Source organism: Enterococcus montenegrensis (assembly GCF_029983095.1).
Lineage (GTDB): Bacteria > Bacillota > Bacilli > Lactobacillales > Enterococcaceae > Enterococcus_C > Enterococcus_C montenegrensis.
In genome coordinates this window covers 2,146,461-2,159,575 of sequence record NZ_CP120467.1, presented here as the reverse complement: position 1 = coordinate 2,159,575, position 13,115 = coordinate 2,146,461, and the positions used below count along the sequence as shown (strand labels likewise).

The following is a 13,115-nucleotide window of genomic DNA, read 5'->3' as shown; positions in this document are numbered from 1 at the left end:
AGCTGAGGGCAGTTTATTCAGCTTTTAAATACTGCAAGCGGTTAGATTCCTAACGTTCGTTATAAAATTTTAAGCACAGAAGCTCGTTAGCTTGTTGTAGCAATTTATTCGTGCTATATTTTAGGCGAGGTTTTTAAACCTCAAATATGACAGAGTAGGAAATAAAGCGTTAAGTGTCTGAGGGATGGGATGTTGCCCTTGGGACGAAGGATTGCATGCAATTCGCGGTTTTATTTTCGCATTCGCTGCATTATTTTATGCGGCAGCTCTATTAAGGAGATGCTGAGTTATGAAAAGAAAACTAGATGCCTATAAGATTGCGGTCATGGCAATGTTAATTGCTTTGATGGTTGTTTTATCGCAAGTTTTCGGGTTTGAAACCCAATTATTAAAAATCACTTTTAGCTTTGTACCAGAAGTAGTGATGGCGACTTTATTTGGTCCATTTTGGACTGGAATTGGGGCAGTAGTCGCCGATGTTATCGGAAATACTTTATTGGCTAAAGCACCATTTTTTATTGGCTTTACGTTTAATGCCTTTTTAGGTGGACTTATTTATGGTTTTTTCTTTTACAAAAAAGAAATTACGTTAAAAAATTCTTTTCTGTGTGTCTTAGTTAACACCGTGGTCTTTAGTTTTTGCTTAACACCACTGTGGTTATCTTTGATGTACGGCATTGATTTAACTAATCCGGGATTATGGACAACCCGCTTGATTAAAGCGGTGATCATGATTCCTTTAGAAACGATGATTATCTATATCGTAGGCCGAGCATTACCTTATCAACGTTTGGCAAAAAAACTACACTCAAATTAATCACTAACGTCCTTCATCCCAGGGCGCAGACTGTAAGACTAGTAAATTTTCTAGTTTTACAGTTTTTTTTTTGATGGTTATAAATGCTACTAAAGCAAAATCGTTTAAGCATTATCAATGCAACATGTCATGTTACAAATATACTTTCTTTATTGCTACCAAGATTTACTGCTAAGGATAAAAAAGAAGATGAAACGAAGATTTTGTGCATATTTCACCAAAAATTTTTCGCTAACATGTTAAAATGAAAGATGACATTATACGTATCCTTTGGAGGAAATTATGAAACGATTTTTGATCATTCTTTTAGTTGCAATTATTTTAGTATTAGGTGGTTTTTTTATTTTGAATTTATTCTTTGGTTTTACAAATTATCAAACAAATGAGAAAACTTCCGTTAGTTCTACAGCTGTGGATGAAAGTGTTGCAACAACTTCAAGTAGTGAGAAAAAAGATCCGATAAAAGAAGTAGTGGCAAACATGACTTTGGAAGAAAAAGTAGGGCAATTATTTTTCGTTCGCGTGCCAGAAGTCAATCAGGTAGAAGATATAACAACCTATCATTTAGGTGGCTATGTTCTTTTTGGCCGCGATATGGAAAATGAAAGCCAAACAAGTCTGACACAAAAAATTGCAAGTTATCAAGCTGCTAGCAAAATACCATTGTTAATTGGGTCAGATGAAGAAGGAGGTACTGTCACGCGGGTAAGTCAGAATGCTAATTTAGTCGCTGAACCTTTCGCCTCACCCCAAGCACTTTATGCCGCAGGTGGTTTTGCAGCGATTAAGTCAGATACAATTAATAAGGCAAAAGTTTTGCACGACTTTGGCATTAATGCAGGACTATTTCCTATTGCTGACGTGGCGACAGATCCGAATGCTTTTATTTATGATCGGACGATTGGGCTAGATGCACAGGGAACAAGTGAGTATGTCGAGACAGTGGTAAAGGCGCTTAAGGGAGAAAAAAGTGGTTCAACGTTAAAACATTTTCCCGGTTATGGGAATAATCGTGATTCCCATGTGGAAATTGTCCGTGATACAAGAAGCTTAAAAGAATTGCGTGAGACTGATTTTAAGCCCTTTAAAGCTGGAATTAAAGCTGGAGCAGATAGCGTGCTAGTTTCTCATAATATTATTGATGGGATTGATAAAACCAAGCCCGCTTCAATTTCAAAGGCAGTTCATGATGTTTTACGAAATGAATTACGTTTTGACGGTGTGATTATGACTGATGATATGGATATGGCCGGGCTAGCAGATTTTATTTCCCAAGCAGATGCTGGACTTGCTGCTCTAAAAGCAGGCAATGATTTAATCATGTCCTCTAGCTATCAAGTACAAATTCCAAGAATATTAACTGCTGTTAAAAGTGGGGAATATTCCGAAGAGGCGTTGGATACTGCCGTTATGCGGGTATTAACCTGGAAGAAAAATTTAGGACTAATCTCATGAAAAAATTGGCACAGCTACCCTCAAAAAAATGTAGCTGTGCCAGTTTTTATTATTTTAGGATTGTTCAAATTGTGCGTGATAAAGTTCAGCGTAATAGCCATTATTTTTTAGTAAACTTTCATGAGTACCTTGTTCAACAATTTGACCGTGATCCATTACAAGAATTTTATCAGCAGCTTGGATAGTAGCAAGGCGGTGAGCAATTACGAAACTGGTTTTTCCTTTCATCATGGCTAAAAAAGCTGCCTGAATTTTTCGTTCCGTTAAAGTATCGACAGAACTTGTTGCCTCATCCAAGATTAAAAGATGCGGTTTGGAAATCATGGTCCGGGCAATGGTTAACAATTGGCGTTGACCATCGGAAATTTTTACACCACTTGTTCCAATAACCGTATCGAGCTTTTGTGGCAGACGCGCGACATAATCATACATATAAGTTTTCTTTAATGCTTCATAAATCAATTCATCTTCTGCCTTGGGATTACCATAAGTGAGGTTTTCCCGTAAGCTTGCATCAAAAAGCCACGTATCTTGTAATACCATACCGAAACTTTGTCGTAAACTATCCCGAGTCAAATGACGAATATCATAACCATCTAACGTTATTTTTCCGTGATCCACTTCATAAAAGCGCATTAATAAGTTAACCAGTGTGGATTTACCAGCACCGGTTTTTCCTACGATGGCGACCGTTTCACCAGGAGCGGCCTCAAAGTTGAAATCGTGAATTAGCGGTTGATCTTTCGTATAGCTAAAATCCACTTGAGAAAAACGAACAGCACCTTTGACGTTTTTTAAAATAATTGCGTCAGGAGCGTCAGGTGTTTCAATTTTTTGATCTAAAATTTCAAAAGTCCGGTTTAAACCGGCAATGGCCGTTTGAATTTGAGTTGTAATTCCAGAAAGTTCAATAAATGGTTTGGTAAATTGACTCGCGTAAATTGTAAAGCTGGAAATGACACCAATTGTCACCAACTGACTACCATTTAAAACTAATAGACCGCCTACAAAACCGACCGCCAAATAGGCTAAATGATCGACAAAACGTGACATGGGGTTTGTTAAAGAAGACGAAAATTGTGCTTTTTGGCCCCGTACATTTAATTCTTGGTTAATGGCTTCAAATTTTTGTTGATTGACGTCTTCTTGCTGGAAGGCTTTAACGATTTTTTGATTTCCTACCATTTCTGTGACAAAACCGGAAATTTCCCCCACGATTTCTTGCTGGCGGGCAAAATTAGCTTGCGAGTATGTCGCAACCAGCCAACTAACGAAAAATATAATAGGTGTGGCGACTAAAACAACAATTGTCAAAACAATGCTTAAACGTAACATTACAACTAGCGCAATTAACACAATGGCAACGCCTGAGAAAAGCTGATTGAAAACAGCCGCCGCGGCAATCGCAATATTGTCCATATCATTAGTGAAACGACTCACGATATTTCCATGGGGTGTTTGATCGTAATAACTCAACGGAAGTTTGTTTAAATGCGTAAAAGCATCTTTACGTAATTGTCCGGCGGAAAAATAAGCAATTTTGTTAGACAGACGTTGAATGAAAAGTTGGCTAATGACGGTAATGAAAACAACGCTGGCAAAGAGTAAAAGGATATGATACAAAGCACTAAAATTCACTTCGTTTTTCCCTAACATTTGATCAACTGCTTGACCGATTTGATAAGTAATATAGACACTGGTGCCCCCTGAGGCAATACCTAAAATAATTGCCCCGCTCATTTCTTTTTTGAAGGCTGATAAGTATGGAAGATAGCGTTTTAAAACAGACCAGTCAATTTTTTTAGGCTTCATGGGACACCTCCGCTTGTGAAGCAACAATGGCTTGATATTCTGGGCAATTCACTAATAACTCTTCATGTCTGCCTAGGCCGACTTGTTTGCCAGCATCTAAAACTAAAATTTGCTGGGCATCTTGAATGGAGCGTACCCGTTGAGAAATGATAATCAAAGTACCGTCTAATTTATTTTGGAGCGCCTGTCGTAAATTTAAATCAGTTTTGTAATCCAGCGCGCTAAGAGAATCATCTAAGATTAAAATACGTGGTTTTGCAATCACAGCTCGCGCAATCGTCAATCGTTGCTTTTGTCCGCCTGAAAAGTTCTTACCCCCTTCAAAAATTGGAGTTTGTAAGCCTTTAGGTAATGCGGCTACGAATTCTTTGGCTTGTGCTAATTCAAGTGCGGCCCAGCACTCTTGGTCGGTGGCGTCTTTTTTGCCCCATTGTAGATTTTCTTTGATCGTCCCGCTGAATAAAACTGCTGTTTGGGGGACCATAGCAATTTCACTGCGCAATTTTGTTAAAGACCACTTGCGCACATCGCGCCCGTCAATGGTAACACTGCCGGCTGTGACGTCATAAAAACGCAGAATAAGCTGAGATAAAGTTGACTTGCCACTACCAGTGGGACCGATAATACCAAGCGTTGTTCCAGCAGCTACTTTAAAATCAATATTTTCTAGAACCAGTCCAAATTCAGGCGCAAAGCGAAAAGCAACTTGTTGAAAAGCAATCGCGCCTTTTTTACTGCTTAAAGAAGAATCTTCTGCAATTGGGGGATTACCTGCTTTAGTATCACCAAATGTAGTGATACTGGGTTTGGTTTCCAATACTTCGTTTACGCGGTTAGCAGAAGCGGCTGCACGTGTAAAAATGATAACCAAATTTGAAACGACAATTAAAGCCAAGAGCATCTGATTCATGTAATTTACTAAGGCTAAAATTTGTCCTGGTGCCAAGTGGCCAGTGTTTACTTTAAAGCCGCCTAAATAAAAGAGAGCTAAAATTCCAATATTCATAATCAAGGTGGTCGCCGGTGTCAGAAGAGCTGAAATATTTGTTACCCGTACATAAACACTGGAAAGCTCATCTGTACGGTTTGAAAAACGCGTGATTTCAGTATTACGCCGCGAAAAAGCGCGAATAACCCGCACGCCACTTAGATTTTGGTTCACAAGTTCATTTAAGACGTCTAGTTTTTGTTGTACTTTTTGATAGAGGGGGACAGTGGTTTTAATGATAAAAAATAATATTAAACAAAATAGTGGCAATGTCACCAAAAAGATGATTCCAGCCTGCCAGTCAATGGTAAAAGCCATAATAACTGCGCCGATACTTAAAAAAGGTGCCCGTACCACCAAGCGAATGAGCATCGCTAGGGCCAGTTGTAACTGGTTAATATCACTTGTCATGCGCGTGATCAGTGTATCTGTACCAAATAAATTCAATTCAGCGTGGGAAAAACTATTAATTTTTTTCATAACCTGATTGCGCAGCTCTGTCCCAAAATTTTGGGAAGCCACAGAGGCATAATATTGGCAAATCACGGCACATAGCAATCCAACTACCGACATCAAAACCATCCAACCCGTCATTTGCCAGACAACCTGGTTATCATTTTGGCGAATGCCCATATCCACTAACTGTGCCATTAGTAAGGGCAAAATTAATTCAAAAACGGCTTCTAAAAATTTGAAAAAAGGACCCAAAATAATTTGTTTGCGGTATTTTTTTGCATAAACCAATAACTTAAACATGGATAAACTCCTATTCTTTTTGTAAATGATTGCTATAAAATAATAATTAAAAAATAAAATCAGGCGGGATGATACCACTAATTGTTAGAAAAAATTGGAAGTATAAGCTGATAATTAACAAAAACAAAAAAGTATTCCCACTTTCAAAATTCAATTTATGTTTATTATTGTAACCTAGGATAGATATTGAGAAAAGGCAGGCCCTTTAGTTTTAGAAAAGCTGGCGAAGTTTGGTACAATGAGGGTAATTACCAATGAAAATGAGTAGAGGTGAAGAAATGAACGAATTTATTACAGTGGTATTATTATTTTTTTGTTATTCTTTTATCGGCTGGTTATGGGAAACGATATTTTGTTCGCTTAAGGCCAAAAAATTTGTCTATCGCGGCTTTTTAATGGGGCCGATAACCCCAATTTACGGGTTTGGTATTTTAATGGTTTTGTACTTTTTACGACCGTTTCATGATAATTTACTACTATTATATATCTTCGCAGCGGTGCTGGTGACAATTTTAGAGTATGTCACCAGTTATGGATTAGAAAAATTGTTCCATGCTTCATGGTGGGACTATCATGATGTACCGTTAAATATTAATGGTCGGGTGGCAATTCCTGTCTCTTTATTTTGGGGCGTTGGATGTGTATTGATTGTAAAAGTAGTTCAGCCCCAAGTCATGCTCGGCGTTAATTGGCTAGCGGCACATTTTGGTTTTTATCTACCGGTTGTCTTAATTGGTGTGATGATGTTTGATTTAGGCTATACCTTAGCAAACTTAGCTTCATTCCAAAGTATGACCAAAAAAATTGCCTCAGAGTTAGATCAGCGTAAAGAAGAATTAAAAGACAGCTTTGACACAAAAAAAGATACGGTACAGCAGCGTCTGGCCTTATCCCAATACTTTAAAGAGCATCCTGAAGCGGAAAATGCCTTTCCCCGCTTGAATTTTCACCAAAGAAGACTGTTAAAAAACTTTAAAGGGTTGAAATTAGACAATGTAAAAAGTTTAGAAGATGTCCGTCATTACGTGGCAAATCGAAAAAAAAATTAGCTTTATGTTACGAAAATATTACGAAAAATGTAAGCGAGGAGAAGCTAGTATTTTCCTCGCTTTTTCGTTGCTAAAAACTTTTAAGAAATAGTTAAATTCGATTTACCTTCACAGCATCTGTAACAAAATGTAATCTAACTGAAATGATACATACACCTTTCCTTTGTATAATAAGTGGCATTGGAGATTAGAAAAGAAAGGTGTGGATTTTGTGAAGGCAAAAAAATTGGTGACAGTTTTGACAGCTGTTGTAGCCATCAATCTTGTCAGCCCGGTATTTGCAGCTGCGGAATCAATGGGCTCTTTAAATGAGCAAGAGTCTGCAATCACACGTCAAAGTAATCAAATCAGCGCTGAGGTACAACTGGCCTTAAACGACGTGAATGACAAATACGATCAGGTAGAAAAGACAAAAGCAAAAATTGCTGAAAATGAAGCAACATTAAAAAAAGCACAACAAGATATTGCAACCACGCAAAAAAGTATTGAGAAAAGAAAAGAAATCATGGCAGAACGCTTAAAAGAAATTCAAGTAAACGGTGGGGCAGAGCGTGATTGGTCCGTCTTATTAGACGCAGACAATCTGCAAGAATTCATCAACCGTGCTTATGCCATGACGTTATTGCAGAATGCGCAAAAACAAAAAGTTGCCGACTTAAACACAGAAAAAGAAAAATTGGAAAACTTAGAGCTTACGGCGCAGAAAACCTCTGCAAGCCTAAAAGAAAATAAGACCAGTTTAGAGGCTGAAGCAGGGGAATTGGATAGTAAAATTGCTAACTTGAAAAATCAATTAGCTGAAAATCAAAGCACCCTACAAAAAATTGCCCAAAGTAAAGAAGTTGAACAAGCCCGTCTAACAGCGCAAAAAGCAGCAGATGAAAAGGCAGCAGCGCAAAAAGCTGCCGCCGAAAAAGCAGCAAAAGAAGCTGAAGCTGCTAAACAAAAAGAAGCGGCTGAAAATACCGCAAGCTCATCTACAGGTAATAATACCAATAGTAGCTCTGAAACAAACACTAATAATACTACGAATAATTCAAGCTCCACTAATAATTCTAATAATGATGCTACCAATAATAATGATAATAACAACACTGGCAGTTCCACTAGTGGTGGCCGTACCATGATGATGGAATCAACTGCATATTCCTATGCCGAACCAGGTGCTAGCTATCTAACGGCCAGTGGGACAGATTTACGTCAAAATCCACAAGCAGTCGCCGTTGATCCAAGCGTGATTCCCCTGGGAACTGTAGTTGAAGTTCAAGGCTACGGCGTTGCGTTAGCGCTAGATACCGGTGGTGCAATTAAAGGAAACATTATTGATGTGCATTTTCCAACAGTTGCCCAATGTACAAAATGGGGCCGTCGTCAGGTACAAGTGACGATTCGAGGTTAATTTTCTAGTGACAAACCGAAAATCGTAAATAAAAATGTAAGAACTGGTATCAACGTGTGTTGGTACCTTTTTTTACGATCTTTTAACTCGTGACTTGCTTGTTTTGATAGAATTATGATGAAATTTATAAATTTTTTATAAAAAAATCTAAATTTGTTTAAACTGAAAAAACGTTTTCTTTATAAAGGTATAGAAAATTTGATTTTATTGAAATGTTATCCAATTTCATCTTTTTAAGAAAAAAATAGTTTCACGTGGCGCATTTCTGGTAATCATTATTTAGTTGAATTATTGCAAATTTATAGTATTTGTTATTAAAAAAATAAGCTAGTCTCTTTTTTGTTAAAAAAGAATTTTTTATTCTAGATTGTGAAGAGAGGCAACATTTTAAATAGCCCTTTAAAATGTTGCCTTCTTAACGTATAATAAGCTAGAGATTTTGCGAAAAAAAGTGTTATATAATAGAAAAGTTAGTTAGGAGTGTGTATCAATGGGTAACCCCCTTATTAAAACGATCGCAGTCGCAGCTGTGGGAATCGGTGCAGTCGCGATTTGTTTTGTCGGTTATCGTGAAAACAACAACAAACAATATCAGCAAAAAGTAAGTTATGCTGAAACTGCCGTTGAAAAAGATCAAGAACGATTAAAAGAAGTGGATAGTGATCTTACATCACTTTATTCAAACAAGGACAAAGTTTTTTTGAAGAAGGACTTGAAAGACGCTGAATTAACCCAAGTTGGTGCTAAGTTGGACGGTGTTAAAGTTTCAGCAGATGATTTCGGTATCGAAGAAACCGATGTGCCAAAAAACATGAAAACTATTGCTAAAGAAAAAGAAACATTAAACAAGCAAATGTCAGATGCCGAAAGTAAGTTTGCCATTCAAAATAATGTGAATGACTTATTTGAAAAACCAGTTACCGATTGGCAAAAAGCACAAAATAATGTCGTTATTAAAGCTAAAGTAAAAGATACAGATGTCGGTGCCGTGCGAGAACGGCTAGGTTTTGTTCAAGAAAGTGATTGGACGAAGCTAGTAAAAGAGTATCTTTCTTATGCAGATGCCCAGATAAAACGAGTAACAAGCATTAATAAGTCCCTTGCTGGCCTATATTCCATTAGAGTTATCTTTTCATATAAAAGATACCCGTTCGTCGGTGGTACAAGTTATTTTAGGCTGTGTTTGGTTACTATTTTTTCCAAACATTCCCTATTTAGTGACCGATATTGTGCACTCGGATATGTTGCAGTTATATAATTATGCTGATGGTAGCAGTTTGCCAAGTGTGCGGTTGTGGGCGTTGTTAATTGCTTTGTTTTTAGTAATTTTTGCTTTTAATTTGTGGGGATTCTCTGAGTTATTAAAGCTGGCCCGTTATTTCAAAGATAGACTGAACTTGCACCGGTATGTAATTCGCTTTATCGTTGGTGCGATTTGTTTTCTTTCTTCGATGGGAATTTATGCGGGGAGATTTCCGCCGCGCTTACATTCTATCTATTTTCTGACCGATCCATTAAAAGTTTTCGATATTGTTTTTTTGCAGTGGTCACAGAAAAAATTGGAATTTGTTTTATTATTCTTTGTTCTTCATTTGGGAATTTTGATTGTATTGTATATTCAGAACTTGTTAATGGGGCGTAAAGGCGAAAATATTTAAAAAAATAATTGGCTAGAGTTGTATTTTGTACTGATTTCCAAAAGTTAGATCAAAAATCTAACTTTTGGGTGTCAGTATTTTTATGGCTTTAGCCAATTTCTATTTTCTGGCTTCTCGTTGGTTTTATAGCCGCTTTTATGGTACTTTTGAATTAAAGAAAAGGGTTTTATATGAATGCTTTTTTATTTAAGAGTGCTTAGGAGGGGATAAAATGAGTCATTACCAAAATATTTTAGTAGCGATTGACGGTTCAAAAAATGCGGAGAAGGCTTTTACTGAAGCTGTTGCTTTAGCCAAAGCAAACAATAGCAAGTTGTATCTGGCTTGGATTATTGATGAGGCATCACTGTCTACGAGTTCATTTGCTGTTTCGAAAATTTTAAAAGAAGAGCAAAGCAAGGCAAAGATGGTATTAGCTGATTTAGTGGGGCAGGCTCGCAATGCTGGGATTGAAAATGTTGAAGAGATTTTAGAAGTGGGTGAGCCAAAAAACTACATTACTCAAACAATTCCTAAAAATTATGAGCTTGATTTAATCGTTGCTGGTGCGACAGGAAAAGGCTCCTTAACGCGAGAAAAAGTGGGCTCAACCATTCAATATATTGTAAATCATGCGCCCTGTACGGTACTCATGGTGAAGTAATTTTAAAAAGTAAAAGCGACTGTTGGTGGCGTCTTTTAGACGTGCCAACAGTCGCTTTTTATATGCTTCATTTTTTGTTAGCCAGTTGAAGAGGGGGGCACAACTGGCTAACAAAAAAATTAACAACTTATTTTGTTTCTAGATCATGTAAGAAGAGACCACTTAATAATTTTGGTTCAAACCAGGTTGATTTTGGCGGCATGATTTTCCCAGCGTCAGCAACATCTAAAAGATCTGTCATAGCTGTCGGGTATAAGGAGAAGGCGACTTGCCAAGCACCACTGTCGACTAATTTGACTAATTCTTCAGGGCCGCGAATACCGCCGATAAAGTCAATTCGTTTATCGACTCTAACATCTTTAATTCCAAAGATTGGGGCAAAAACATTGTCTTGCAATAAAGATACGTCCAAGCGTTTTACCGGATCGGTGTTTTTGATTGTCTCTTTTGCACTTAGCGTATACCATTGTCTAGCTAAATACATTTGAATTTGACCTGGTGCATCGGGTTTTGTTTTCGTTGTTTTTTCAATTGTAAAACTAGACTTGAGCTGATCTAAAAAAGTATCTGTAACAGGAACATTGACAACACGATTGTATTCCCAAATGGCGAGTTCATTTTCTGGAAAGACGATAGCTAAAAAGTGATCACTTTCAGGATTACTATTTTTTTGCGCCCGTTTTTCTAAACCAACTTTAACTGCTGATTCGGTTCGGTGATGACCGTCTGCAATATAAAGGGCCGGGACTGCTGCAAATAATTTGGTTAAGGCTGCAATTTTGTCTGTATCATCAATTACCCAAACTTTATGATTTACATCGTGGTAGCTGTCAAAATTATAAGTAGGCTCGTGATTTTCCTGCCAAGCTTTCATAATTTTTTGAATTTCGTCTTCATGACGATAAGCTAAGAAAATGGGGCTGGTATTGGCATCACAAGCTTTGATGTGGTTAATCCGATCGACTTCTTTTTCTGGGCGGGTAAATTCATGTTTTTTAATTTTACCTGCGACATAATCATCAATTGAAGCACATAGGGCTAAACCTGTTTGGCTGCGACCATTCATTGTTAGTTGATAGAGATAAAAATAAGGTGCGTCGTCTTTTTTTAGCCAGCCTTTCTTTAAAAAGTCGGCTAAACTAGTGGCAGCTTTTTGATAGACGGCTGGATCATAAGGTGACAGTTCTGGTGGCAAGTCAATTTCAGCGCGATCGATATGAAAATAGCTATAAGGATTTCCTAAAGCCATTACCCGGGCTTCTTCACTATTAATGACATCATAAGGTAAGGCGGCAACTTTTGCGCTTAAGTTTTCCGCCGGACGAATTGCTTTAAAGGGACGAATATCAACCATTAATACCCCACCCCCGGGTTTTTAATCACCCGCACGCGAATAATGTCGGGATTTTCTTCTAAGCGCGCGGCAACAGCTTGCGCATTTTCTTGCTCGTCACAATTAATGTCCACCAAAGTATAGGCATAATCATCTCGACCACGATTGACCATATTGTCGATATTGATATTCATATCCGCGATGGTTGAAGAGATTTGGCCTAACATATTTGGAATATTTTTGTTAATAATCGTGATCCGATAAGGAGAGTGAAAGGCCATCTCAACGGTTGGAAAGTTAACAGAGCGTTTGATAGTGCCTTCTTCTAAAAAGCGTTTTAGTGTTCTAGCAGCCATTTTGGCACAGTTCACTTCAGCTTCTTGGGTTGAAGCACCCAAATGTGGCAAGACTAAAACTTTGTCGTTGTGTAATAATTTTTCATCCGCAAAGTCGGTTGTATAACCAGCCAGCTGTCCTGCTTTCAATGCGTTTAAGACGGCAGTATCATCAACAATGCCACCGCGAGCAAAGTTAAATAGTTTGGCACAACTTTTCATTTTTGCCAACTGTGCTTCACCAATCATGCCTTTGGTTTGCTCGGTTAACGGCACATGGACGGTGACAAAATCACAAGTTGTCAACACATCTGCCAATTCATTGGCACGGGTCACGCGTCGTGAAATACTCCAAGCGGTATCAACAGAAACGTAAGGGTCATAACCCACAACTTCCATGCCTAATCGGTAAGCGTCGTTTGCAATCATAGCACCAATAGCCCCAAGGCCGATGACACCTAATTTTTTTCCTTCTAATTCATGGCCCGCAAATTGCTTTTTATTTGCTTCGGCTTGTTCTTCCACATCAGCACCGGTCAAGGTTTGAATCCACTGGGCGCCTTGTAAAATTGGGCGCACGGATAACAATAAGCTGGCGATGACCAATTCTTTGACGGCATTGGCATTTGCGCCTGGGGTATTGAAGACCACAATCCCTTGTTTGGTACATTGTGTAACCGGCACATTGTTGGTACCCGCACCTGCTCTGGCAACAGCGACGACACTTTCAGGAAAAGCGTAATCGTGTAATTTTTGACTGCGTAAAATAATACCATCAGGAGTTTTGCTTTCGTTAATGGCGTAATTATCTTTATCAAAGCGATTCATGCCTTCAGGGGCAATCGCGTTAAATGTTTTAATATGGAACAT

At 38.1% G+C, this 13,115-nt stretch carries 11 protein-coding genes and 1 riboswitch; of the genes, 7 read left to right on the top strand and 4 right to left on the bottom strand.

Features of this window, described 5'->3' with window-relative positions:
- The first annotated feature begins 148 nt into the window (after positions 1-148).
- Positions 149-250, top strand: a riboswitch (THF riboswitch).
- 39 nt (positions 251-289) lie between these two features.
- Together P3T75_RS10380 and P3T75_RS10375 are read left to right on the top strand one after the other, a co-directional pair.
- Complete coding sequence (locus tag P3T75_RS10380; protein ID WP_282461532.1) at positions 290-817, top strand: folate family ECF transporter S component; 528 nt, start codon at positions 290-292, stop codon at positions 815-817.
- 282 nt (positions 818-1,099) lie between these two features.
- Complete coding sequence (locus P3T75_RS10375; RefSeq protein WP_230710093.1) at positions 1,100-2,272, top strand: glycoside hydrolase family 3 protein; 1,173 nt, start codon at positions 1,100-1,102, stop codon at positions 2,270-2,272.
- Between the two features lie 54 nt (positions 2,273-2,326).
- Here the strand turns inward: P3T75_RS10375 and P3T75_RS10370 are convergent, their stop codons facing one another.
- Both P3T75_RS10370 and P3T75_RS10365 read right to left on the bottom strand, forming a co-directional pair.
- A complete protein-coding gene (locus P3T75_RS10370) occupies positions 2,327-4,084 on the bottom strand; it encodes an ABC transporter ATP-binding protein (RefSeq protein WP_282461531.1) in 1,758 nt (585 codons plus the stop codon).
- Positions 4,074-5,828, bottom strand: a complete 1,755-nt coding sequence (locus P3T75_RS10365) for an ABC transporter ATP-binding protein (RefSeq protein WP_282461530.1) — start codon at positions 5,826-5,828, stop codon at positions 4,074-4,076. Before P3T75_RS10365 ends, P3T75_RS10370 begins: the two co-directional genes overlap by 11 nt.
- 278 nt (positions 5,829-6,106) lie before the next feature.
- On the opposite strand from P3T75_RS10365, the gene P3T75_RS10360 reads away from it, so the two are divergent.
- The 5 genes from P3T75_RS10360 (at position 6,107) to P3T75_RS10340 (ending at position 10,577) form a co-directional block, all read left to right on the top strand.
- Positions 6,107-6,877, top strand: a complete 771-nt coding sequence (locus P3T75_RS10360; protein ID WP_282462597.1) for a putative ABC transporter permease — start codon at positions 6,107-6,109, stop codon at positions 6,875-6,877.
- A 211-nt stretch (positions 6,878-7,088) separates the two neighbouring features.
- Positions 7,089-8,276 (top strand): 3D domain-containing protein, encoded by a 1,188-nt coding sequence (locus tag P3T75_RS10355; RefSeq protein WP_282461529.1) that lies wholly within the window; start codon positions 7,089-7,091, stop codon positions 8,274-8,276.
- A gap of 490 nt (positions 8,277-8,766) precedes the next feature.
- Entirely contained in the window at positions 8,767-9,534 is a 768-nt protein-coding gene (locus P3T75_RS10350) for a hypothetical protein (protein ID WP_282461528.1), read from the top strand.
- Positions 9,434-9,934 (top strand): DUF1361 domain-containing protein, encoded by a 501-nt coding sequence (locus P3T75_RS10345; protein WP_282461527.1) that lies wholly within the window; start codon positions 9,434-9,436, stop codon positions 9,932-9,934. Before P3T75_RS10350 ends, P3T75_RS10345 begins: the two co-directional genes overlap by 101 nt.
- A gap of 211 nt (positions 9,935-10,145) precedes the next feature.
- Complete coding sequence (locus P3T75_RS10340) at positions 10,146-10,577, top strand: universal stress protein (protein ID WP_206902386.1); 432 nt, start codon at positions 10,146-10,148, stop codon at positions 10,575-10,577.
- A 127-nt stretch (positions 10,578-10,704) separates the two neighbouring features.
- Here P3T75_RS10340 and P3T75_RS10335 read toward each other — a convergent pair whose 3' ends face one another.
- Both P3T75_RS10335 and P3T75_RS10330 read right to left on the bottom strand, forming a co-directional pair.
- Complete coding sequence (locus P3T75_RS10335; RefSeq protein ID WP_282461526.1) at positions 10,705-11,931, bottom strand: DUF1015 domain-containing protein; 1,227 nt, start codon at positions 11,929-11,931, stop codon at positions 10,705-10,707.
- On the bottom strand, positions 11,931-13,115 hold the full coding sequence (locus tag P3T75_RS10330) for a phosphoglycerate dehydrogenase (RefSeq protein WP_282461525.1): 1,185 nt from the start codon (positions 13,113-13,115) through the stop codon (positions 11,931-11,933). The genes P3T75_RS10335 and P3T75_RS10330 overlap by 1 nt, the downstream gene beginning before the upstream one ends.

What these genes read in the sequence shown, in the direction of transcription:
- P3T75_RS10330 (WP_282461525.1), bottom strand. Translation starts at nt 13,115, where the DNA reads ATGTTCCATATTAAAACATTTAACGCGATTGCCCCTGAAGGCATGAAT.
- P3T75_RS10335 (WP_282461526.1), bottom strand. Translation starts at nt 11,931, where the DNA reads ATGGTTGATATTCGTCCCTTTAAAGCAATTCGTCCGGCGGAAAACTTA.
- P3T75_RS10370 (WP_282461531.1), bottom strand. Translation starts at nt 4,084, where the DNA reads ATGAAGCCTAAAAAAATTGACTGGTCTGTTTTAAAACGCTATCTTCCA.
- P3T75_RS10340 (WP_206902386.1), top strand. Translation starts at nt 10,146, where the DNA reads ATGAGTCATTACCAAAATATTTTAGTAGCGATTGACGGTTCAAAAAAT.
- P3T75_RS10380 (WP_282461532.1), top strand. Translation starts at nt 290, where the DNA reads ATGAAAAGAAAACTAGATGCCTATAAGATTGCGGTCATGGCAATGTTA.
- P3T75_RS10375 (WP_230710093.1), top strand. Translation starts at nt 1,100, where the DNA reads ATGAAACGATTTTTGATCATTCTTTTAGTTGCAATTATTTTAGTATTA.
- P3T75_RS10350 (WP_282461528.1), top strand. Translation starts at nt 8,767, where the DNA reads ATGGGTAACCCCCTTATTAAAACGATCGCAGTCGCAGCTGTGGGAATC.
- P3T75_RS10360 (WP_282462597.1), top strand. Translation starts at nt 6,107, where the DNA reads ATGAACGAATTTATTACAGTGGTATTATTATTTTTTTGTTATTCTTTT.
- P3T75_RS10365 (WP_282461530.1), bottom strand. Translation starts at nt 5,828, where the DNA reads ATGTTTAAGTTATTGGTTTATGCAAAAAAATACCGCAAACAAATTATT.